The 18,424-nt window shown below is 55.8% G+C and carries 16 protein-coding genes; 14 read left to right on the forward strand and 2 right to left on the reverse strand.

The features are described 5' to 3' along the window. Positions 1-162 precede the first annotated feature (162 nt). A complete protein-coding gene (locus tag EDF78_RS00010; RefSeq protein ID WP_243839396.1) occupies positions 163-1,125 on the forward strand; it encodes a fimbrial protein in 963 nt (320 codons plus the stop codon). Positions 1,126-1,146: 21 nt separating this feature from the next. Here the strand turns inward: EDF78_RS00010 and EDF78_RS00015 are convergent, their stop codons facing one another. Beyond that, positions 1,147-1,416, reverse strand: coding sequence for a hypothetical protein (locus EDF78_RS00015; protein ID WP_119824504.1), 270 nt, complete (start codon positions 1,414-1,416; stop codon positions 1,147-1,149). A 427-nt stretch (positions 1,417-1,843) separates the two neighbouring features. Here EDF78_RS00015 and evgA point away from each other — a divergent pair, with 427 nt between their 5' ends. The 11 genes from evgA (at position 1,844) to EDF78_RS00070 (ending at position 15,217) form a co-directional block, all read left to right on the forward strand. Next, positions 1,844-2,476 (forward strand): acid-sensing system DNA-binding response regulator EvgA, encoded by a 633-nt coding sequence (evgA, locus tag EDF78_RS00020; protein WP_095925612.1) that lies wholly within the window; start codon positions 1,844-1,846, stop codon positions 2,474-2,476. Then, positions 2,451-6,080, forward strand: coding sequence for a transporter substrate-binding domain-containing protein (locus EDF78_RS00025; protein WP_133822181.1), 3,630 nt, complete (start codon positions 2,451-2,453; stop codon positions 6,078-6,080). The genes evgA and EDF78_RS00025 overlap by 26 nt, the downstream gene beginning before the upstream one ends. Before the next feature lie 179 nt (positions 6,081-6,259). Beyond that, entirely contained in the window at positions 6,260-6,772 is a 513-nt protein-coding gene (locus EDF78_RS00030; RefSeq protein WP_095925614.1) for a type 1 fimbrial protein, read from the forward strand. Between the two features lie 90 nt (positions 6,773-6,862). Next, positions 6,863-7,579: a molecular chaperone gene (locus tag EDF78_RS00035; RefSeq protein ID WP_133822182.1), complete on the forward strand. Its 717-nt coding sequence runs from the start codon at positions 6,863-6,865 to the stop codon at positions 7,577-7,579. After that, a complete protein-coding gene (locus EDF78_RS25660; RefSeq protein ID WP_233432942.1) occupies positions 7,563-8,102 on the forward strand; it encodes a hypothetical protein in 540 nt (179 codons plus the stop codon). The genes EDF78_RS00035 and EDF78_RS25660 overlap by 17 nt, the downstream gene beginning before the upstream one ends. Positions 8,103-8,123: 21 nt before the next feature. Further along, complete coding sequence (locus tag EDF78_RS00045) at positions 8,124-8,687, forward strand: fimbrial protein (protein WP_095925616.1); 564 nt, start codon at positions 8,124-8,126, stop codon at positions 8,685-8,687. Positions 8,688-8,697: 10 nt separating this feature from the next. Continuing rightward, positions 8,698-9,444 (forward strand): molecular chaperone, encoded by a 747-nt coding sequence (locus EDF78_RS00050; RefSeq protein WP_133822183.1) that lies wholly within the window; start codon positions 8,698-8,700, stop codon positions 9,442-9,444. Then, the gene (locus tag EDF78_RS00055) at positions 9,441-10,208 is read left to right on the forward strand and encodes a molecular chaperone (RefSeq protein ID WP_133822184.1); all 768 of its coding nucleotides are present in this window, start codon (positions 9,441-9,443) and stop codon (positions 10,206-10,208) included. The genes EDF78_RS00050 and EDF78_RS00055 overlap by 4 nt, the downstream gene beginning before the upstream one ends. A 90-nt stretch (positions 10,209-10,298) precedes the next feature. Next, positions 10,299-12,857: a fimbria/pilus outer membrane usher protein gene (locus EDF78_RS00060; protein WP_095925619.1), complete on the forward strand. Its 2,559-nt coding sequence runs from the start codon at positions 10,299-10,301 to the stop codon at positions 12,855-12,857. Between the two features lie 58 nt (positions 12,858-12,915). After that, positions 12,916-14,046: a hypothetical protein gene (locus tag EDF78_RS00065; protein ID WP_133822185.1), complete on the forward strand. Its 1,131-nt coding sequence runs from the start codon at positions 12,916-12,918 to the stop codon at positions 14,044-14,046. A 55-nt stretch (positions 14,047-14,101) separates the two neighbouring features. Then, positions 14,102-15,217 carry a hypothetical protein gene (locus EDF78_RS00070; protein WP_133822186.1) on the forward strand — a complete coding sequence of 372 codons (1,116 nt, stop codon included), beginning with the start codon at positions 14,102-14,104 and terminating at the stop codon, positions 15,215-15,217. An 84-nt stretch (positions 15,218-15,301) separates the two neighbouring features. On the opposite strand, the gene EDF78_RS00075 is transcribed toward EDF78_RS00070, so the two are convergent. Continuing rightward, positions 15,302-16,147, reverse strand: coding sequence for an EAL domain-containing protein (locus EDF78_RS00075; protein WP_133822187.1), 846 nt, complete (start codon positions 16,145-16,147; stop codon positions 15,302-15,304). 547 nt (positions 16,148-16,694) lie between these two features. Here EDF78_RS00075 and EDF78_RS00080 point away from each other — a divergent pair. Next, positions 16,695-17,192, forward strand: a complete 498-nt coding sequence (locus EDF78_RS00080) for a helix-turn-helix transcriptional regulator (RefSeq protein ID WP_095925623.1) — start codon at positions 16,695-16,697, stop codon at positions 17,190-17,192. 96 nt (positions 17,193-17,288) lie between these two features. Then, complete coding sequence (locus EDF78_RS00085; protein ID WP_095925624.1) at positions 17,289-18,386, forward strand: pectate lyase; 1,098 nt, start codon at positions 17,289-17,291, stop codon at positions 18,384-18,386. Positions 18,387-18,424: the final 38 nt, after the last annotated feature.

Genomic DNA, 18,424 nt, shown 5'->3' on the forward strand with positions numbered 1-18,424 from the left:
GCGACGGAAAATCTCACCGGCAGCCGCTATGTCAGTAACCAATACAGCCTCGGTTACATGGACGATTACGGCGGTTTGCAGGTGAACGAATACCGCTGCCAGACCTCGCCGTGTCAGATCGTCAGCAAGCCCGTAAAACGTTAAGGAAAGGTGATGCCTGCTATGTACAGATTACTCCCGTGGCGGATGGCAGCCATTCTGCTGGTGCTGTTATTTTCCCGTCACGCGCTGGCGCTGGATTGTGTCGAAAAAGGCACCGGCATCGTGGATAAACCGGCGATCCCGGTCGGGCAACTGGCGATCCCGGCCAATGTTCCCCCTGGAACCAAGGTGTGGGAATCCAATGACATCAACGTGACAGCCTACTGCGACAACGTGCTGGGGTCGATCATTGACGTGGTGCATTTTTACTTCAACCCCAAATCCCAGTCGATTGGCGAGGGATTAAGGCTGGGCGTCAGTTACAACGGGCAGGAACTGGAGCAGGATCAGCAACGCACCAGCACCAACAGCACGCCGATCCAGCGGGGCGGGAGTGTGACGCTGGATGTGACGTTTCGTCTGTATATCAAGGTGACCGGCACGCCGCCTTCCGCCGGGTATTATCAGGGGACGGATCAGTTTACGGTGTTTCAGCTCGACGGCAGCAGCCGCGTCAACAACACGCCGGGGGCGAAAAACCTTAAATATAATCTGTCGGGATTGCAGGGGGTCCGCTTTCTGGCCTGCGGTTCTGACCTGAAAGTCTGGCCGGAATCCCAGATTGTGGATTTCGGCGCGATCCAGTCAACCACCTTATCGCGCTCGTCCGGCATTTCGCTGCCGTTTGCCATCAGGGCGGTGAAACAGGGATGTCTGGATAATTTCTCGCTACAGGCGGAGTTTTCCACCGCCAGTCCGTTGCTGGATAACACGGCGATTGACCTGCAAAACGGCGCCAGACTGATGCTGTATAACGATCAGGATCAGCCGGTTGTCTTTAACCGTTACGATGACTTTGCCGCACTGAATAACGTGAATGAGGTGACGAAAAATTTCAGCGCCAGACTGAGTGCCATTCCCGGCCGGGCGCTGACGCTCGGGCAGTTTGAGGCGTCCGTGATCGTCAAAATTAACTATTACTGACGACCGGCAAAAAGACCAACATTAAAGCTGACGCTGATCAGCCTGCAAGGTGCGCCGGTATTTCTGAATGGCTTTATCCAGCGCGGCTTTGCTGTTGTTCACGGCGATCAGGGCGTGCTGAATATCTTCCTGCGACACTGCCGACGCGCCGCCGTACTGGATCCGGCGGTTGTAATCATTCAGTGCCTGCTGATAGGCCATCTGCGCTTTCAGAATTCGGGCGTTATTACGGTCATCTCTGGCGTAACGTGCTTTCGCCATGCTGACCGTTTCGATACGCTTCACCGGCATAACCGGCTCCGCCGGTTTATTCACGGGAGCGGAAACCGGGAGGAGATTTCTGGCAATATAAGCACGGCGGGGTTCTGGCGGTGGTGTCGAATTAAAATAACAACAGGGAACAGACAGTAAGTTAAATATAAAAAGTAACGCCAGACAAATTAATTGTGCATTGGTTCTCTTCATGAGAATAGTAAACCCCACGCAGACCGGGGCGTGTTGAGGTGATCCATCATTTAAATTGAAAAGTAAGAATAAACGTCACGGCCGATGAAATACACCAGACGCATCGGAAACTTTTGCAGGGAATATCCTACACGTGAAGTCCGCAGGGAAAATTAATTAACCGGTACTATTTTTCTTAATGTGCATAGAAATGGGCATTCGGAGTAGGTAGACTGAAAATAGTCCCGTTGCTGAAAAAGAAGACTGCCAGAGCATGAGCAAAACCCATAAATTAAATGCGGTCATTGTTGACGATCATCCGCTAGCCCGTATGGCGATCAGAAACCTGCTGGAAAGCGAGGGGATCACCGTGGTCGGTGAAGCCGGTGATGGCGCACAGGCGTTGCAACTGGTGGATCAGCTGTACCCGGATCTGGTGATCGTGGATGTCGATATCCCGGTGATGAGCGGCATTGAGGTGGTGGAGAAACTGCGCAAGCAGGCGTTTAGCCGCATTATTATTGTGGTTTCTGCCAAAAACGATCTGTTTTACGGCAAACGCAGTGCCGATGCGGGGGCGAATGCCTTTATCAGTAAAAAAGAGGGGATGACCAATATTATCGCGGCGGTGAATGCCTCCCTGAATGGCTACAGTTATTTCCCTTTATCCCTGCATGCTTTTATGGGCAGTCTTTCCTCGGAGCAGGAAATGTTGCAGTCGCTGTCCAGTCAGGAAATCAAAGTGATGCGTTATATTCTCGCGGGTACCGATAATATGAAAATTGCCTCGGAGATGAACATCAGCAATAAAACGGTGAGCACCTACAAAAGCCGTTTAATGGAAAAACTGAACTGCAGGTCGTTAATGGATCTCTTCTCTTTTGCCCAACGCAATAAAATCGGGTAATGCCATGATCCGCCGGGTGATGGCCGTGATGTTTCTTCTGCTGGCGGTCGTCTGCCCGCTGCGCGCCGCCACGCCTGAACCGGTAACCCTCACCCTTGCCAGCGATTATCAGGTCTTTACCCCTGCGCTGCCGTTAAGCCATCTCGATCTGCTGTGGCTGGCGGCCAAACGGACACTGACTGTCGGCGTGTATGGCACGGAAACCCCGCCGCTCAACATGAACACCTCCACCGGTCGCTACCGGGGGATGAACGCCGATTATCTGTTGCTGCTGGAAAATTCCCTGCAAGTCCGCGTGGTGATCAAACACTATGCGAATCAGCCACAGGCCCTGGCGGCACTTCAGGGCGGCAACCTTGATCTGATCCTGACTTCCCCGTCGGGGGGAGAACCGCTGGCGGCACCGTTCACCGCCTCGCTGCCGCTGGTCCGCGCTTTTCCGACGCTGGTGACCCGTCAGGCCGATGTGATGAAACCCTTGTCGGATGAGCATGACGCGGTGAAAGTGGCGATTAAGCAAGGCTATCCTTCCGACGCCTTTATCAAAACGGTGTTTCCGCAGGCGCAGATCACCGCCTATGCGGATAACTATCTGGCGCTGGCGTCGGTCGCCAATAAAGAAAACGACTACTTTTTTGGCAACAATCTCACCTCCAGCTTTATTCTGGTGCGCGATTTTTATCAGGCGCTGGACATGGTGAAATTCTGGCGCGAACCGCAGACCGGCAACGCGTTTATTGTGCTCGCCAGCCAGCCGCAGTTACGGGGCATTCTCGATACCTTTATCAGTTCCCTGAGCGAGCAGACGCACAAACAGGTGGCGCAGTCCTGGGTGGATAACGGCAATATTTCCTTTTTAAATAAGGCGATGAAACTCACGCCGCAGGAAGAACGCTGGGTCTCCCGCCATCCGGTGCTGCATGTGCTGATCAACCCGTATTACGCGCCGTTCAGCATGATTGATGACAATCAGGAAATCCGCGGCCTGCTCGGCGATATTCTCAACCTGATCCAGTTGCAGACCGGTTTGTCCTTTGAGCCGGTGATCGCCAACTCAAACAGCGACATGGTGAATATCATGCGCAAAGGTGGCTGGGATATTTTGCCGACCGCCACTTACAGTACCGAACGCGAAGAGCAGATGTTATTTACCCATCCGTTTATTGCCACGCCGTTTGTGCTGGTGACCCGCGACACGAGCGGGCACGAGGATAGTCTGTCGCCGGGGTCGAAAGTGGCGATACCGGCGTATCATCCGCTGAGTGAAAAACTGAAGAAGAAATATCCCGGCGTGACCTGGGTGATTGCCGAAAATACCAGTACGGCGCTGAGCAAACTGATGCTCGGCGATGTGGACGCCGTGGTGTCTACCCAGCTCGCGTCGCGGTTTATCATCGATCACTATTATCCTGAGATGATGACCTACACCCGCATTCCGGATGAGCCGTCGGCGCAGATTGCCTTTGCAATCCCGCGTGACGCGCTGGAATTACAAAGTATTCTGAACAAGGCGCTGGATGATATTCCGCCGAAAGAGATCCTCAATCTGGCCGGAAAATGGGTGAAAGCGCCGGATGTGAAAATCGGCACCTGGAATCTGTATAACCGGCCATTTTATCTGGTGGCGGGGCTGGCCGCATTGCTGGTCATCAGCAGCCTGCTGTGGGGTGTCTATCTTCTGCGGGCGATCAGCCGGGGCAAGGCGTCGCAGGCGGCGCTGAGTTATCAGCTGATCCTGCGCCAGACCTTGTCCAACGCCATTCCGGTGCCGGTGTATGTCATCACGCCGGACGGTGAACTGGAAAGCTACAACAGCGCCTTTGGTGAATTCTTTACGCCGGAACGCCGCGAGGCCATGCGCTATTCGCTGTATGACCGGCGCAGCCCGCTGGCGGATGTGTTCCCCGATGTGCAGCAGGAAATCCAGAAAGGGCTGACGCCGGATACGGTGATCACTCATCAGCTGGTGCTGAACAACGGCGAAGAAGATCGCCTGATCCTGCACTGGCTCACCTCATGCCGGATGCCGGATGAGTTGCCCGCCACCCTGATTTGCGGCTGGCAGGACATCACCGAATCCCGCCAATTGATGAAAGCGTTGCAGGTCGAGAAAGACAAAGCCATCGATGCCAGTCAGGCGAAAAGCCGTTTTCTCGCCAGCATGAGCCATGAAATCCGCACGCCGGTCAGCTCGATCATGGGATTCCTGGAATTACTGACCACCCGTAAACAAAGCGCGGAAGAAGCGAAAGACACCATCGAACTGGCCTACAGCACCGCGCAGACGCTGATCGGCCTGATTGGTGACGTGCTGGACATGGAAAAAATCGAGTCGGGCAATTTCACCCTGACACCGGAATGGGTCGATCTGGATTCGCTGATCCATACCACGGTGGCGAATTTCGACGGGCTGGCGCGGCAGAAAAACCTCAGGCTGACGGTGGATTGCCGCCTCGAAGCGGGCAAAACCCTGTGGCTCGATCCGCAGGCCACCAAACAGGTGCTGGCGAATCTGCTCAGTAACGCCGTCAAGTTTACGCAGGAAGGCGGCGTCGAAGTGATGGCGCACACGCAGGCGCTGGGCGAGGAGCGGGTGTATCTGTCACTCAGCGTGCGGGATTCCGGACCGGGGATCAGCGCCGGTGAGCAGCAGCAACTGTTCAAACCTTTCAGTCAGACGCAGGTCGGCAAGCGCAATATCGGCTCCGGGCTGGGGCTGGTGATTTGCCGTGAAATGGTGGAACGCATGGCCGGGCAGATGAGCATCGCCAGTCAGCCGGGCATGGGCACCACCATGATGGTCACGCTGATGACGCAATCCTCTGACCATGCGCCCGCCGTGCCGCTGATCGCCGAACAGCAGGCGACCCTGCCAGCCGCCTTGCGCATCCTGATTGCCGAAGATAATCCGACCAACCGGCTGTTGCTGCGCCGCCAGCTGGACATGCTCGGCTACCATGTGGATGAGGCCGAAGACGGCCTTCAGGCACTCAGTCTGATCCAAAAACAAGAGTATGACCTGCTGATCACCGATCTGAATATGCCCCATATGGATGGCATCACGCTGACCCGGCGGGTGCGCGAACGCGACCAGCAGATGGTGATCTGGGGGCTGACCGCCAACGCGCAGACCGACGAAAAAGAACGCTGTCTGGCGGCGGGCATGAATATGTGCCTGTTTAAACCCATCGACCTGCAACAGCTGAAAGCCGCGCTCAGCGGCATGAACCTGCCCGCCGCGAGTCTGGCGCTGGAAGAGTTTGTCGATATGCCGACGCTGGAAGCGCACAGTCTCGGTGATAAAAAACTGATGATGCAGATGCTGGAACAGGCGCGGACGGAGAATGAAAATGATCTGACCGCCGCGTCACAGGCGCTGGCGCAGCAGGAATGGGGCGTCCTGCAACATCACCTGCACCGCCTTAACGGCACCCTGCAACTGCTGAGTGCGACGGCATTGCATGAACTTGCCGAAAAATTAGAAGACGCCCTGGCCGCCGGAGAAACCGGGCCGGTGATTAAAGAAAATCTTAATGCGTTGGAACAACAAATACGGATGTTCAACAGCGCCATTGAAATGTATGCTAAAACTGCCCGCCATTAATAAATTCTGCCATTGCGATATATTTGTTGTCCTACACCTGTAGTCTGCGCCCTTCGTGAAAATAAAGCCTCTCTGATATTTTATCTTTTCTCCCCTGCGTATTATCTCCTCCTCAGCCAAGGCAGGCTGAAATAACTTTTCTCTTGTCGTAATACTTATATTGAATAAAGGATTTAGTAATGAATAAAATTATCGCCCTTGCGCCTGTTGCTTTGATGATGGCTATGGCGGGTCAGGTTCAGGCTGCTACTCAGGCTGACGTCCAGCTGCAGGGCAATATTGTCGACACCACGTGTGAAGTGACGGCAAATAACGGCGCTTCCACCCTGAACGTCGGTTCTTTCTCTAGAATCGCTTTCGACGCAGCGAAAAAACAGATTGGTGAAGAGCCTCTGCTGGTTTCCCTGAAAAATTGCAGCAAAGACGAAGCGGGCGCGTTGCAGGTCAGCGGCATTGTTGCGACCGGTAACGAAACCGTGTTCCTGAGCGATGTTGGCCAGTCCGCAGGCTTCATGCTGACCCGTGAAGATGGCACCACTCAGGTGACCAACAACACCAGCATCCCTGTGGTAGCGGATGCTTCCGGCGCGCTGACCTATACCTTCAACACCGGTATGGCAGTGCTGGATAAAGCGAACGTTCAGCCGGGTGCTTACCACGCGCCAGTGAAAATCTCTTACGTCAGCAACTAAGCGTAAGCGGTTTCAGAACGTCACTATAAGCAGTACAGAAAAGAGAGGGTTATTACGGCCTCTCTTTTTCGTTTAACGGGCAGGAACAGTATGAAGTGTTATCACAAGTGGGCGTTTATTCTCAGCCTGAGCCTGGTATTGACCGCACCGGCGATAGCCAGTATTTCGCTGGGTGCCTCACGGGTTATTTTTAACGGGGCTGACAGTGCGCAGAGTATTGACATTAATAACCGCTCACAAAATCAACCTTATCTTATTAATGTCGGTATTTCCGGATCCCTTTCAGGCCAAACGACAGACAGCGTGTTTATTCCGACACCGGCGTTATTTCGTATTGAGCCTGATTCCACCAATAAAATTCGTATTCTGAAAAAAGCGAATGCTCTGCCGCATGACCGGGAGTCGGTTTTTTATCTGAATATTATGGCGATCCCGACCGGTAAAACCGGGCTGGAGACCCGCACGGAGAATGTCGGCGGGACATTGCAGGTAGCCACCGGCAATACCATCAAGCTGTTCTATCGTCCGGATAATTTGCCGATGACGCAAAAAGAGGCGATGGGCAAATTACAGTTTGTCCGGACAGGTCAGGGCGTCAACGTCAGCAATCCCACGCCTTATTACATCTCGCTGAATAAGCTGATGATTGATGGCAAGAAAGTGAAACTCGATGTGATCAAAGGCACCAGCATGATTGCGCCGTTTGCTGCCAATACCTATCCGGTGACCGCCGGGCAGGGGAAAGCTGAGTGGGCCGCGATTAATGATTTTGGTGGCGTGGAGGCGTTCCGTGGCACGGTTAATTAAACATATTTCTTCCGGCCTGCTGCTGATGTTATCAGGTATGCCGGTCAGTCAGGCGCTGGCCGCCACGACAGACATTAAAGCCAACATCACCGATGGCAGCTGTCAGGTGTCGCTGGATCAGACCAGCCTCAGTTTTGGCAATCAAAACACCACGCAGTTCGCCACCGGCACCGCGCAAATCCTGCCGCTGGCGGTGACGCTCGACTGCACGGATATGCAGGGGCAGACACCTGCGCTGAGTGTGACCGGTGAGTCGTCAGGCTTAAATGACGCTCAGCTGTTCCGTGCCGCCAGTTCAACGGCGAAGTACGCCGGTTTTATGCTGAAAAAAGGCACGCTGACCAACCTGAGCGATTTTTATAACGCCGCTGATACCGTGGCACCGGGCGATACCGTGACGGTCACCGGCGACAACAGCGCCGTGCAGCCTTTCTCCGTGGGACTGGTGCACAGCAATGGTGACCCGATGCCGACGGCGGGTGCAGTCAGCGCCCGGATCACCTTCGCCTTTATTTTCCCCTAACGCGTTCAACAGACAGACACGATGAAAAATCATAACTCTTTATCAGGACGTCACTTCGCCCTGAGGGCATCGCTTTGCCTGTTCCTGCTGGCGACAGCCAGCTGTCCGGCGGCAACGGATGTGCAGTTTTCCGCGAACTTTCAGGCGCCGACCTGTCAGGTTTCTGCTCCGGCGTCGCTGGATTTTGGTGACGTGTCGTCATCGGCGATCCGCCAGGGCGACAGTCTGGCGAATCCGCTGACCCTGACCCTCACCGTGTCGCAGTGCGCCGGGTTTGTCGGTGCGGTGCAAAAGCCGGGCGTGAAGGTGTCGGGCGTGGGGAATACCAGTATGGGCGATTTCCTGTTCCTGCAACCGGCCACCACCAAGGCGGTGAACTATGGCGTGCACATTGCCACGGCCACCGGCGATGTGGTGAACAACAACACCGTGTTGCCGGTGCTGCTCAGCGCGTCGGCCTTTGACGGCGGCAGCGTCAGCATCCCGCTCAGCGTGGCGCTGTCCTGCGGGAACAAATGCGCCGATGCCGCCACCAAAGGCGGCACGCTGAATGCCGCCGTGACCTTTGATTTTGCCTACCAGTAAGGGGTGAGCCGTGCATGTTATTTCGTTGTGTTTACGCCGCATGGTGCTGATAACCGGCGTCCTGATGGCGCTGGTGCAGGGCGCGGCCGCCGCAGACGGCGGCATCGGCCTCAGCCGCACGCGGGTCATTTTTCAGGCAGGGGACAGCGCACAAACGCTGACCCTGCAAAACAACGGCTCGCGGCCTTATCTGGTGCAGTCGGCGGTGGTGACACTGCCGCAGGGCCATGAAGCCGCGCCGTTTCTCGCCACGCCGCCGCTGTTCCGGCTGGAAGCCAACAGCAAAAACACCCTGCGGATTTTGCGTAAGGACGGAGCCGCGCTGCCGGTCGATCGGGAGTCGGTCTTTTACTTCACCGCGATCGCCGTACCGGCCATGACGCTGCCGGAAACGGCGGACGAGGCCTCGCTGGCGGCGCGGGTGTCTGTCGGCATCCGGAACACCATCAAGCTGTTTTACCGCCCGGCCGGATTGTCGCTGGCACCGGAAGAAGCGCAGGGACGTTTAACGTTTCATCTGACCGGCGGAAAGGTGCAGGTCGGCAACCCGACGCCGTATTACCTGACCTTCTCGCACCTGAAGCTCGACGGCACGGAGATCGACGTCCGCACTCAGGGGGCGATGATTGCGCCGTTCTCGTCGGTCAGTTATCCGCTGACCGGCCATCCGCGGCAGGCGCACTGGTCGGTGATTAATGACTATGGCGGTAACAGTGCGGTTTACCACGCCGCCGTGCAAAGCGGAGAAGCGCCATGAGATTTTCCCTGAAATTACCGGCGTGTGTCGCGGTGGTCGCCACGGCGCTGGCTGTGGCGATGCCGGGTTTCGCCTCGCCGGAACAGCCAGCCGGTTTGTCGCTCACGCAGTTCCGGCTGGTCTATCCGGCGTCGGAGAAGAAGGGCATCACCTGGTCGCTGACCAACAACACCGACCGCGCGTATCTGATGCAGTCGTGGATCCGTCCGCTGGATGCCGCCACCGGTTTACCGGCGGCAGAAGAGGAACGCAAAGGCCCGTCAGCGACGATCCCGCTGCTGGTCACGCCGCCGTTAAAGCGCGTGGAGCCGGGCGATCCGTTGCAGCTGCGGTTGCGCATCACCGACATGTCGCTGCCGCAGGATCGGGAATCGGTCTTTTACCTGTCGGTGAAAGGGATTCCGTCCGTGCCGGATAAAGCCAGCCAGAACGGCGGGCAACTGGTGGTGGCGGTGGTGAACAACCTCAAGCTGTTTTACCGGCCGGAGGGACTGCCGGAAGGCGGGGTGAAAAAGGCAGTGCAGCAGCTGCGTTTCAGCCTGCAAGGCGATGTGCTGGTGGCGGATAACCCGACGCCGTTTTACCTGAACTTCAGCCAGCTGAGCGTGGGCGGAAAACCGCTTCCGGCCGCTGAACTGCGCAAGCTGGTGCCGCCGAAAGGCCAGCAGCGATACGCCGTGAGCGGCGGTGCGCAGGGCGCGGTGGAATGGCAGGTGCTGGATGAAGAGAGTCAGGTGACGCCGTTGCAGCGCCAGACATTGTAACGCCGGGAAAACCGGCGCAGAAAATCACTAATTGCAGAGCAGGGAACGATTTTGAGTAAGACATTGACGTCCTGTTTAAGGACTAACGGCATGGTAGCCAGCACCCGCGCCTTCCCGCGCAAAACGCTCGCCCTTTTTGTACTGATGAGCTGCCAGCCTGGCTGGGCGGCGGATTATTTCGACCCTGAATTATTGTCACTGGGCACCGGCACATCTGATGTGGATCTTTCCGCCTTTTCTCAGGCGGGCGGGATGGCCGAAGGCACGTATCCGGTCACGGTATATGTGAACCAGCGTGAAGCGGTTTCACGGGATGTGCAGTTCAGCAAAAATACTCAGGGCAATGTGATGCCACAACTGACGCCGGAAATGCTTGGCGCACTTGGCGTCAACGTCGGTCAGTTGCCTGCGTTTAAAGGACTGCCGGAAGACCAGCCGGTGGCCGATCTGAGCGCACTGATCCCGCAATCGACGGTGAAGTTTGATCTGTCGCATCTGCGTCTTGACCTCAGTATTCCGCAGGTGGCGATGCAGGCGGGTCAGGACAGCCAGTCGGATCCGGCGCAGTGGGATGACGGTATTCCGGCGATGTTGTTTAACTACAACCTCAGCGCCGGACGCAACGAGCAGAGTATCAACAGCGACACGCGGACCAGCAATAACCTGTTCGCCAACGTGCAGACCGGGGCCAACCTCGGCGCATGGCGTCTGCGCAGCACGCTGACGCACAGCCATTCGGATGCCGACAGCAGCAGTAACAGCAGCGACAGCACGCGTTTTTCGAATACTTACCTGTCACGGGATATCCGCGACTGGCGCTCTCGCGTCACGATGGGGGAAACCAGCACCGGCAGCGACGTGCTGGACGGCGTGCCGTTCCGGGGTGTGCAGCTGAGTTCGAGCGAACAGATGATGCCATCCCGTCTGCGAGGCTTTGCGCCGCAGGTCAGCGGTGTCGCCAGCAGTAATGCCCGCGTCACTGTGCGCCAGAACGGTTATGTGGTGTACGAAACGTATGTCGCACCGGGGCCGTTTGAAATCAAAGATCTGTATCAGGCAGGCACCTCCGGTGACCTTGATGTGGCGGTGACGGAAGCCGACGGCAGCGTGCACAGCTTTGTGGTGCCGTATTCGTCGCTGCCGGTGATGTTGCGACCGGGGGCAATCAAATACGAAGCCACGGCCGGACGCTACAACGGCGGCAACACCCAGGGTTCGCGCGAATCTGACTTTGTGATGACCACGCTGATCTACGGTTTGCCGAAAAACCTGACGTTGTACGGCGGCCTGCTGGCGTCGCAGAACTACAGTGCGCTGAGCATGGGGACCGGCGTGTCGATGGGCGACCTGGGGGCGGTGTCGGCAGACGGAACGTTTTCCAGCACCAGACTGGAACATGAAGATCGTCAGGCAGGCAGTTCATGGCGGGTGCGCTACTCGAAAAGTCTGCTGACCACCGGCACCTCGTTTGATCTGACCGCGCTGCGGTATTCGACCCGCAACTATTACAGCTTCGCGGAATACAACAGCATCGGTTATTCGGCGCGTGAAGACGTGTCGCCGTGGGTGATGAGCCGTCGCCGCAGCAGCTTCCAGACTCAGGTCTCGCAGCAGCTCGGCAATCTCGGCTCGGTCAGCCTGCGCGCCAGCCGTGATGATTACTGGGGATCCACCAAAACGCTGACCAGCCTGTCTGCCGGTTATAACGGCAGTTATCACAGCGTCAGTTACGGACTTTACTACACCGTTGACCGCATGAAAGGTCACGGCGACTGGCCGGAAAACCGTCAGGTGTCGTTCAACGTGAACGTGCCGTTCAGCATCTTTACTGCGGCACCGGCGCTGCAAAATGCCTATGCCACCAGTCAGATCACCCATGACAACCACGGGCGCACGCAGAATCAGGCGGGACTCAGCGGCAGCACTACTGACGGCAAGGTGTCGTACAGCGCGATGCAGGGCTGGGGGAATCAGGATCAGGTCAGCAACAGCACCCTGAATCTTGGCTATCAGGGCAGCAAAGGCAACGTGGCGGCGGGTTACGGCTATTCGAACGACATGCGTTCGATGAACCTGAACATGAGCGGCGGCGCAATTGTGCACAGTGAAGGCGTGACGCTGTCACGTTCGCTGGGCAGTTCGGTGGCGCTGGTCAGTGCGCCGGGTGCGCAGGATGTCAGCCTGTCGAACGGCAGCGGCAAGACGGATTCCCGTGGTTTCGCCGTGGTGCCGTATCTGTCGGATTACAGCCGCAACAGCATCGGTCTGGATCCGTCCACCTTGCCGGATAACGTCGATTTGCCACAGAACCAGCAGACGGTCTATCCGACCAACGGCGCGGTGGTGAAAGCCAACTTTGCCACGCGCATCGGTTATCAGGTGTTAATGACCCTGACCCGTGCGGGCGGGGCAGGCGTGGTGCCGTTCGGTGCCACCGCCTCGCTGGCGGAGAAAGCCGGCGGTGAGGAGATCACCGGTATCGTTGGCGATAACGGGCAGGTCTATCTGACCGGTCTGCCGCAAAAAGGCCAGCTCTCCGTGAGCTGGGGTAAAGGCAGCGATAAACAGTGCCGCGTCAGTTACAACCTGCAAGGGCTGGCTCCGACGGCGCAAATGCCGGTCATTCAGCTTGATGGCGAATGCCGCTGATAACAGGCCGCGCTCCCGGGCGCGGCATTTTCAATCCCTCATTTCTTAAGGAGCTGTGATGACAGCAAGGATGTTTTTAGGTGCCCTGACCCTTTTCTGGGGAGTGAACAGCGCCGCGCTTGAACTCAAATCCGGGTATCAGGTGGTCAGTGACGTGGTCAATACCCGGCTGACATGGACCGACGGCGATACCATTCCGGCCAACAAACCCGGCTGGTATTACTCACAAAACGTGGTGCCTTTTATGGCATCAGGTGTCGCGGGCACCGTGGTGGTTTCCCCCGTGCCGGTGCCCAGCGCGGAATGCGCATCGATGTATCCGATGAAGTCCTATGACGGCTATCGCGGTTATGAGATTTCTCCCGGCATTCTGATGATCCCGTTCGGTTCCATATCCGGTCAGATTGTCATCAATTCCGGGACCATGAACCCGAACGCCACCGGTGGCACGTTTATCCCTAACGGCGCGCCGGATCTGAACACCGTGTCGTCCGCGTCATGGGACAAATCCGGCAACGGCAGCGGCGACGTCAGTATTCGCACCGACTGTCTGGGGGTGATGACCACCTTTAATCAGTCTTTTGGCGCGGTGGAAATGAACAGCGGCGGCGGCTCGCAGTCGGCGATGGGTTACGGCGTCTATGTGCAGCCGGGAGCCGCCAAAATGGCAGCAAAAACCGTCTACGCACAGGCCGCGCGTGGCTACCGCTGGAACGTCACGCCGGCGACCTTTGACCGGCGTATCCTGTCGCTGGCGTGGAGTGGCATGGACTGCACGGTGAATTCAACGCCTGCGATTGCCTTCGGTGATGTCACGCCGGATGACCGCAAGGTCGCGGTGAACTCCTCGGTGGATGTGACGTGCAGCAATCCTTCCGGCACCGCACTGCCGGTGTCCTATTCGGTAACGCCGAAAACACAGGCCGGTGACCATTTCAGCATCCCGATGAAGTCGGCCAGCGGCACCGTTGAGGGTGATGTGCGCGGTTTTCTGGGCGCATCCGCGACGACAGAAGCCGGTTGTGCAGACCGCACGTCCTCACTGCCGATGGACGGCACCAAAGTCAGCCTGCACACGGTCACTACCAGCACGAACTGGTCTGATCCACTGGTCTGGGTGTTATGCCCGCGGACGACCGCAGAACCCGGTCCTGCCACGGCGGCGGTGACGCTTGACATGAGCTGGTAATCAACCTCATCGGGCCAGATTTTCGTCTCTACAAATTGTTGATATAGGAAATAAGATGTCTGTTTTTAAGCGTTTTTTGGCGAAAGCCTTCCGCCGACGCGGGATCACCTGCATGGCCGCTTTTGCCCTGTTGTCATGCCAGCAGGTTTTCGCGATGAACCTTCCGCAGGGTTACACCCGGATGGGCACCTGGGCGCCGACCATCAACGGGGCCGCGAACGGTCCCTATAACGTATCCACCGCGCTGACCTACAGCTGGGGCTGGAAACTGGCGGCCTGGAAAACCACGCCGAATGACAACAATGCCGCAACCTGCTCAATAGCAGGCGAGCCCTACACCACCATAGACGGCTGGTCGGGCTATCAGATCCAACCGGGCGTGCTGATTGTCCTGACCGGCAGCCTGAACGCGACAACCATTACGGCGACGCCGACAGCCAACGCCAACGTGGTCACCGACACCTATTCCGCCACCTGGGACAGTAAAGGGGCCATTACCACTGACTGGCAGACGCCGGGCACCGCGTCGCATTGTGCGGCGATAAAGCGCCCGATCAGCGGCAACTTCAGCAGTCTGGATGGAACCATCACCTCGCTCAATGTGACCTACGGGGTGTATGTGTCGCCAACGGCCGCGGCAGGGCCGTTACCGACGACCTATCTGGTGCTGCATAAAACCAGCGGCTCCAACAAGCAGCTCTCACTGAACTTCGCCAACCTGGTCGTGGCCAAAACGCAATGTTCGATGAACACTGCGGCGGTCGTGCCATTCGGTGACGTGACGCCGGGTCAGGCAACGGACGGCAAGGGGATTGCGGTGCAGTCTTCGCTGAATGTGAACTGTACTAACGACGTCGGTGCCAGCGCGGATATCACCTATTCCGTGACCCCGAAAACCCAGGCAGGCGATGATTATACGCTGCCGATGATCTCGACCGCAGGCGGCGGTATTGCGGGGGATATCCGTGGCTTTATGGGCGCAAACGCCAGCGCAGAGGCCGGATGTACCACCAAAGGCTCGTCCATGCGTATGGATAGCAGCAAAGCGACGTTGCGCACGGTGTCTTCCACGCAGTCCTGGTCTGACAATCTGGTGTGGGTGTTGTGTCCGCACCCGACGGCAGAACCTGGCCCGGCCACGGCGGCGGCGACCCTGGATATCAACTGGTAACACACCTTCATTACGGATAACAAAAAAGGCGGACTGCATCAGAGCAGCCCGCCTTTTTTTGTGGCGTGAGATGAAAAGACCGTTTCAGCGCAGGGGAAGCGGCTCCATCAGCTGATGAAAGAACACTGACGCCTCCACGGGGCGGGAGAAGAAATAGCCCTGAAAATGACTGACGCCCATCGCCGCCAGCGTTTCCCGTTGTGAGCCGGTTTCCACCCCTTCGGCGATGGTCAGACAATGCAGTTCGCGGGCGATAGCGACAATGTTGCGCACAATGGCGGCTTTACTGCGGTCGGTTTCAATCCCGCAGGTGAACAGTTTGTCGATCTTGATATAACGCGGCTGAAACAGCATCAGGTAATGATAATTCGAATTTCCTGTGCCGAAATCATCCATAGAAAGGTGGACGCCCAGACCTTCCAGTTTTTCGCACAATTCCTGCAACAGATCGGATCCGGTCACGGCTTGCCTTTCGGTAATTTCCAGACCGATGCATAAATCGGGCAGCCCGGTTTGCTGCATAAAGCGCTGGCAGGCGAGAAGAATGTCGTGATTTTCAAAATCCTTCGCGGCAACGTTAAAGAATAACGTGGTGTCAGGGCGGTAAATAAACGCCGTTGAGATAATGGTGCGGGCCACCGACTGAATACCGTAGGCGGTAATGCGGGAAATAAGACCGCTTTGCTCCGCCAGCGGAATAAAACACTCCGGGGAGATATTCCCCAGCGCAGGATGTTTCCACCGCATCAGCACTTCGCCCGCCACGGTATTTCCTGTGCGGGCATCCACAATCGGCTGAATAAACGGAATGAGTTGATTTTTATTGATTGCCCGGCGAAGCATAAAAAGCAGTGCGTGGCGTTGCCGCAGATATTTGCAAAACAGGCCAGACCGCAGGGCGGCAGAAAATATCTGATTAAAAAGACGCATAACGCACCGCAAAGTGAAAGTAAGGGCAGTGGTTTTAAAGCATTCCGTTTAAATGAATAATAAACAACTTTCCGTAATGCGGTTATTTCAGAGGGAGGCTACAGGCGTAGTCTCTGACGTACATAAAAATAATCCGAGGCTGATGTTGGTCATTTGTTAACAGTGTAAAATTCACCCTAATCTGAAACGATAAAACGACGGCGACAATCAGGTATTTTCCCTAAGAAAATTCCATTTTTGGTTTTTTCTCAAGTTATGACTATCAAATCATCGCAAATCATTAAGAAAAACCTATTTATTACGGCGTTTCTAAATGTTGAAATTATCGCGCATTGCGGTGGTTTGTGTGGTTATCTGATTGTTTTGCAGTGTTTTTTATGGTTGATAGCAAAAAAGTCAGCGTATGTGAATAGTTTTAACGGTCCGGAAAAGGGCCGGTGCATTAGGGGTGTCATAAATTTGTAGTTTCTGTAAATTTTATAAAAGCAAACCACAGTATTTAATGACGTATGAATACATAAAAGGACAGTTCAGAAAGGGAAGTTATATGGATTTATCAAACTCCGTAATTTCTGACGATTATTTTTTCATCCTCGGCCTGAGTGCGCTGTTGTCACGCGAGCTGATTGATGAAAATTATTATATCGTGGATGTGGAGACGACAAATCATTTGCAGGCCAGCCCCTGCTTATTCCAGGATAGAAAAGTTTTTGCCTTTATATCCAGTGATCTCGATTATTACACGCACTGCCATCTGGAGAATGTGACGTTTATTGACCGGCGAACGCCGGTAAAAGAAGTCCTGTCCTGTCTGCTGGTGGATAATGCGCGGTTTAATTACCGGGTCAGGCATCCTTTATCCGGCCGGGAAAAGGAAGTGTTACTCGGTATGCAGAACGGGCTGAGTACCCATGAGATAGGCGAAAGGCTGGGCATGAATATGAAAACATTTTATGCCCACCGCACCCGTCTGATTAATAAATTACAGGTCGGAAATCGTATTGCGTTATACAAAAATATTGCCAGGCACAGAGCAATAGCCTGACGCTTTTTTCGGATTGAAAGACAGATGAATGAAAAGCGTCAGGATGAAAAGCAGTGGTCACCCTCATTTTTATTTCCATAAAAAGGAGTTGTCCCGATGAAATCAATACATCATATTCCACCGCATGAACCCTGGTCTGACACCCCTTCCGGCTGGGCCTCTGAAACGGGCGGCACGACCGGCGGGGGCGAAAGGCCCATCCTCAGTTATTACGTGACCCATATCGAAGAACTGCGGGAGGCGCTCAACGAGTCCGGCGACCATCATAAATGCATCTGGGTTGGCGGTGTGATTGACGCCAGCGGCGGTTCGCCTTATCTCAACCGGCAGGATCAGTCGCGGCGGGGACGGATATTCATCAGCAGCAATACCACGCTGATAGGTATCGATCAGAATGCGAAGTTTATCGAAAGCGCGCTGATCGTTCAGGATGTCCACAATGTCATTATCCACAACCTGTTTATCGAAAATCCGGTGGATGTCGACCCGCAGTTTGAAGAGGGTGACGGCTGGAACGCCGAATGGGACGGGCTGAGCATTATCCGCGCTCATCATGTCTGGGTCAGTAATGTGGCTTTCAGTGACGGGCGTTTCACCATGGACATGTACAAAATTGTCGATGGCTGGAAATACGTGCAGCATGATGGCGCCCTGGACATCAAGCGGGCGTCGGATTACATCACCGTCTCGCGTTGCTTCTTTACGCTGCATGATAAAACAATCCTGATTGGCCACAGCGACGGCAATGACGCGGAAGACAGCGGCAAATTGCGCGTCACCTTCCATGACAATGTCTTTCACCGCATCGTGCAGCGTACGCCGCGCGTGCGGTTTGGCGACATTCATCTTTATAACAACCTGTTCGACAATGACGTTGCGGATCCGATTTACAAATACCAGTACAGCTTTGGTATCGGTAAAGACTCCCGCACGCTGTCGGAGCTGAATGTGTTTAATGTGAAAGGGCTGACCGATCACTGCAAATTATATAAAGGCTTTGGCGGCGAATATCTGCATGACGCGGAGTCAGTGTTCAACTGTACCCGGGGGGATTTTAACGGCTGCGGTTTCAACCACACGTCTGTTCTGCGCCCGCCGTACCGTTATTTCCCGCAACGGGAACTGACGGAAGAGGTGCAAAACGCCCTGCGGGAAGCCGCCGGTAACGTGCATAATTACCGTATCTGGGTGTGATCCTCCGCCGTGATGCCCCGTACCGCAGGGCATCACGG

It is taken from the genome of Rahnella sp. BIGb0236 (genome assembly GCF_004364755.1).
Taxonomy (GTDB): Bacteria; Pseudomonadota; Gammaproteobacteria; order Enterobacterales; family Enterobacteriaceae; genus Rahnella; species Rahnella victoriana.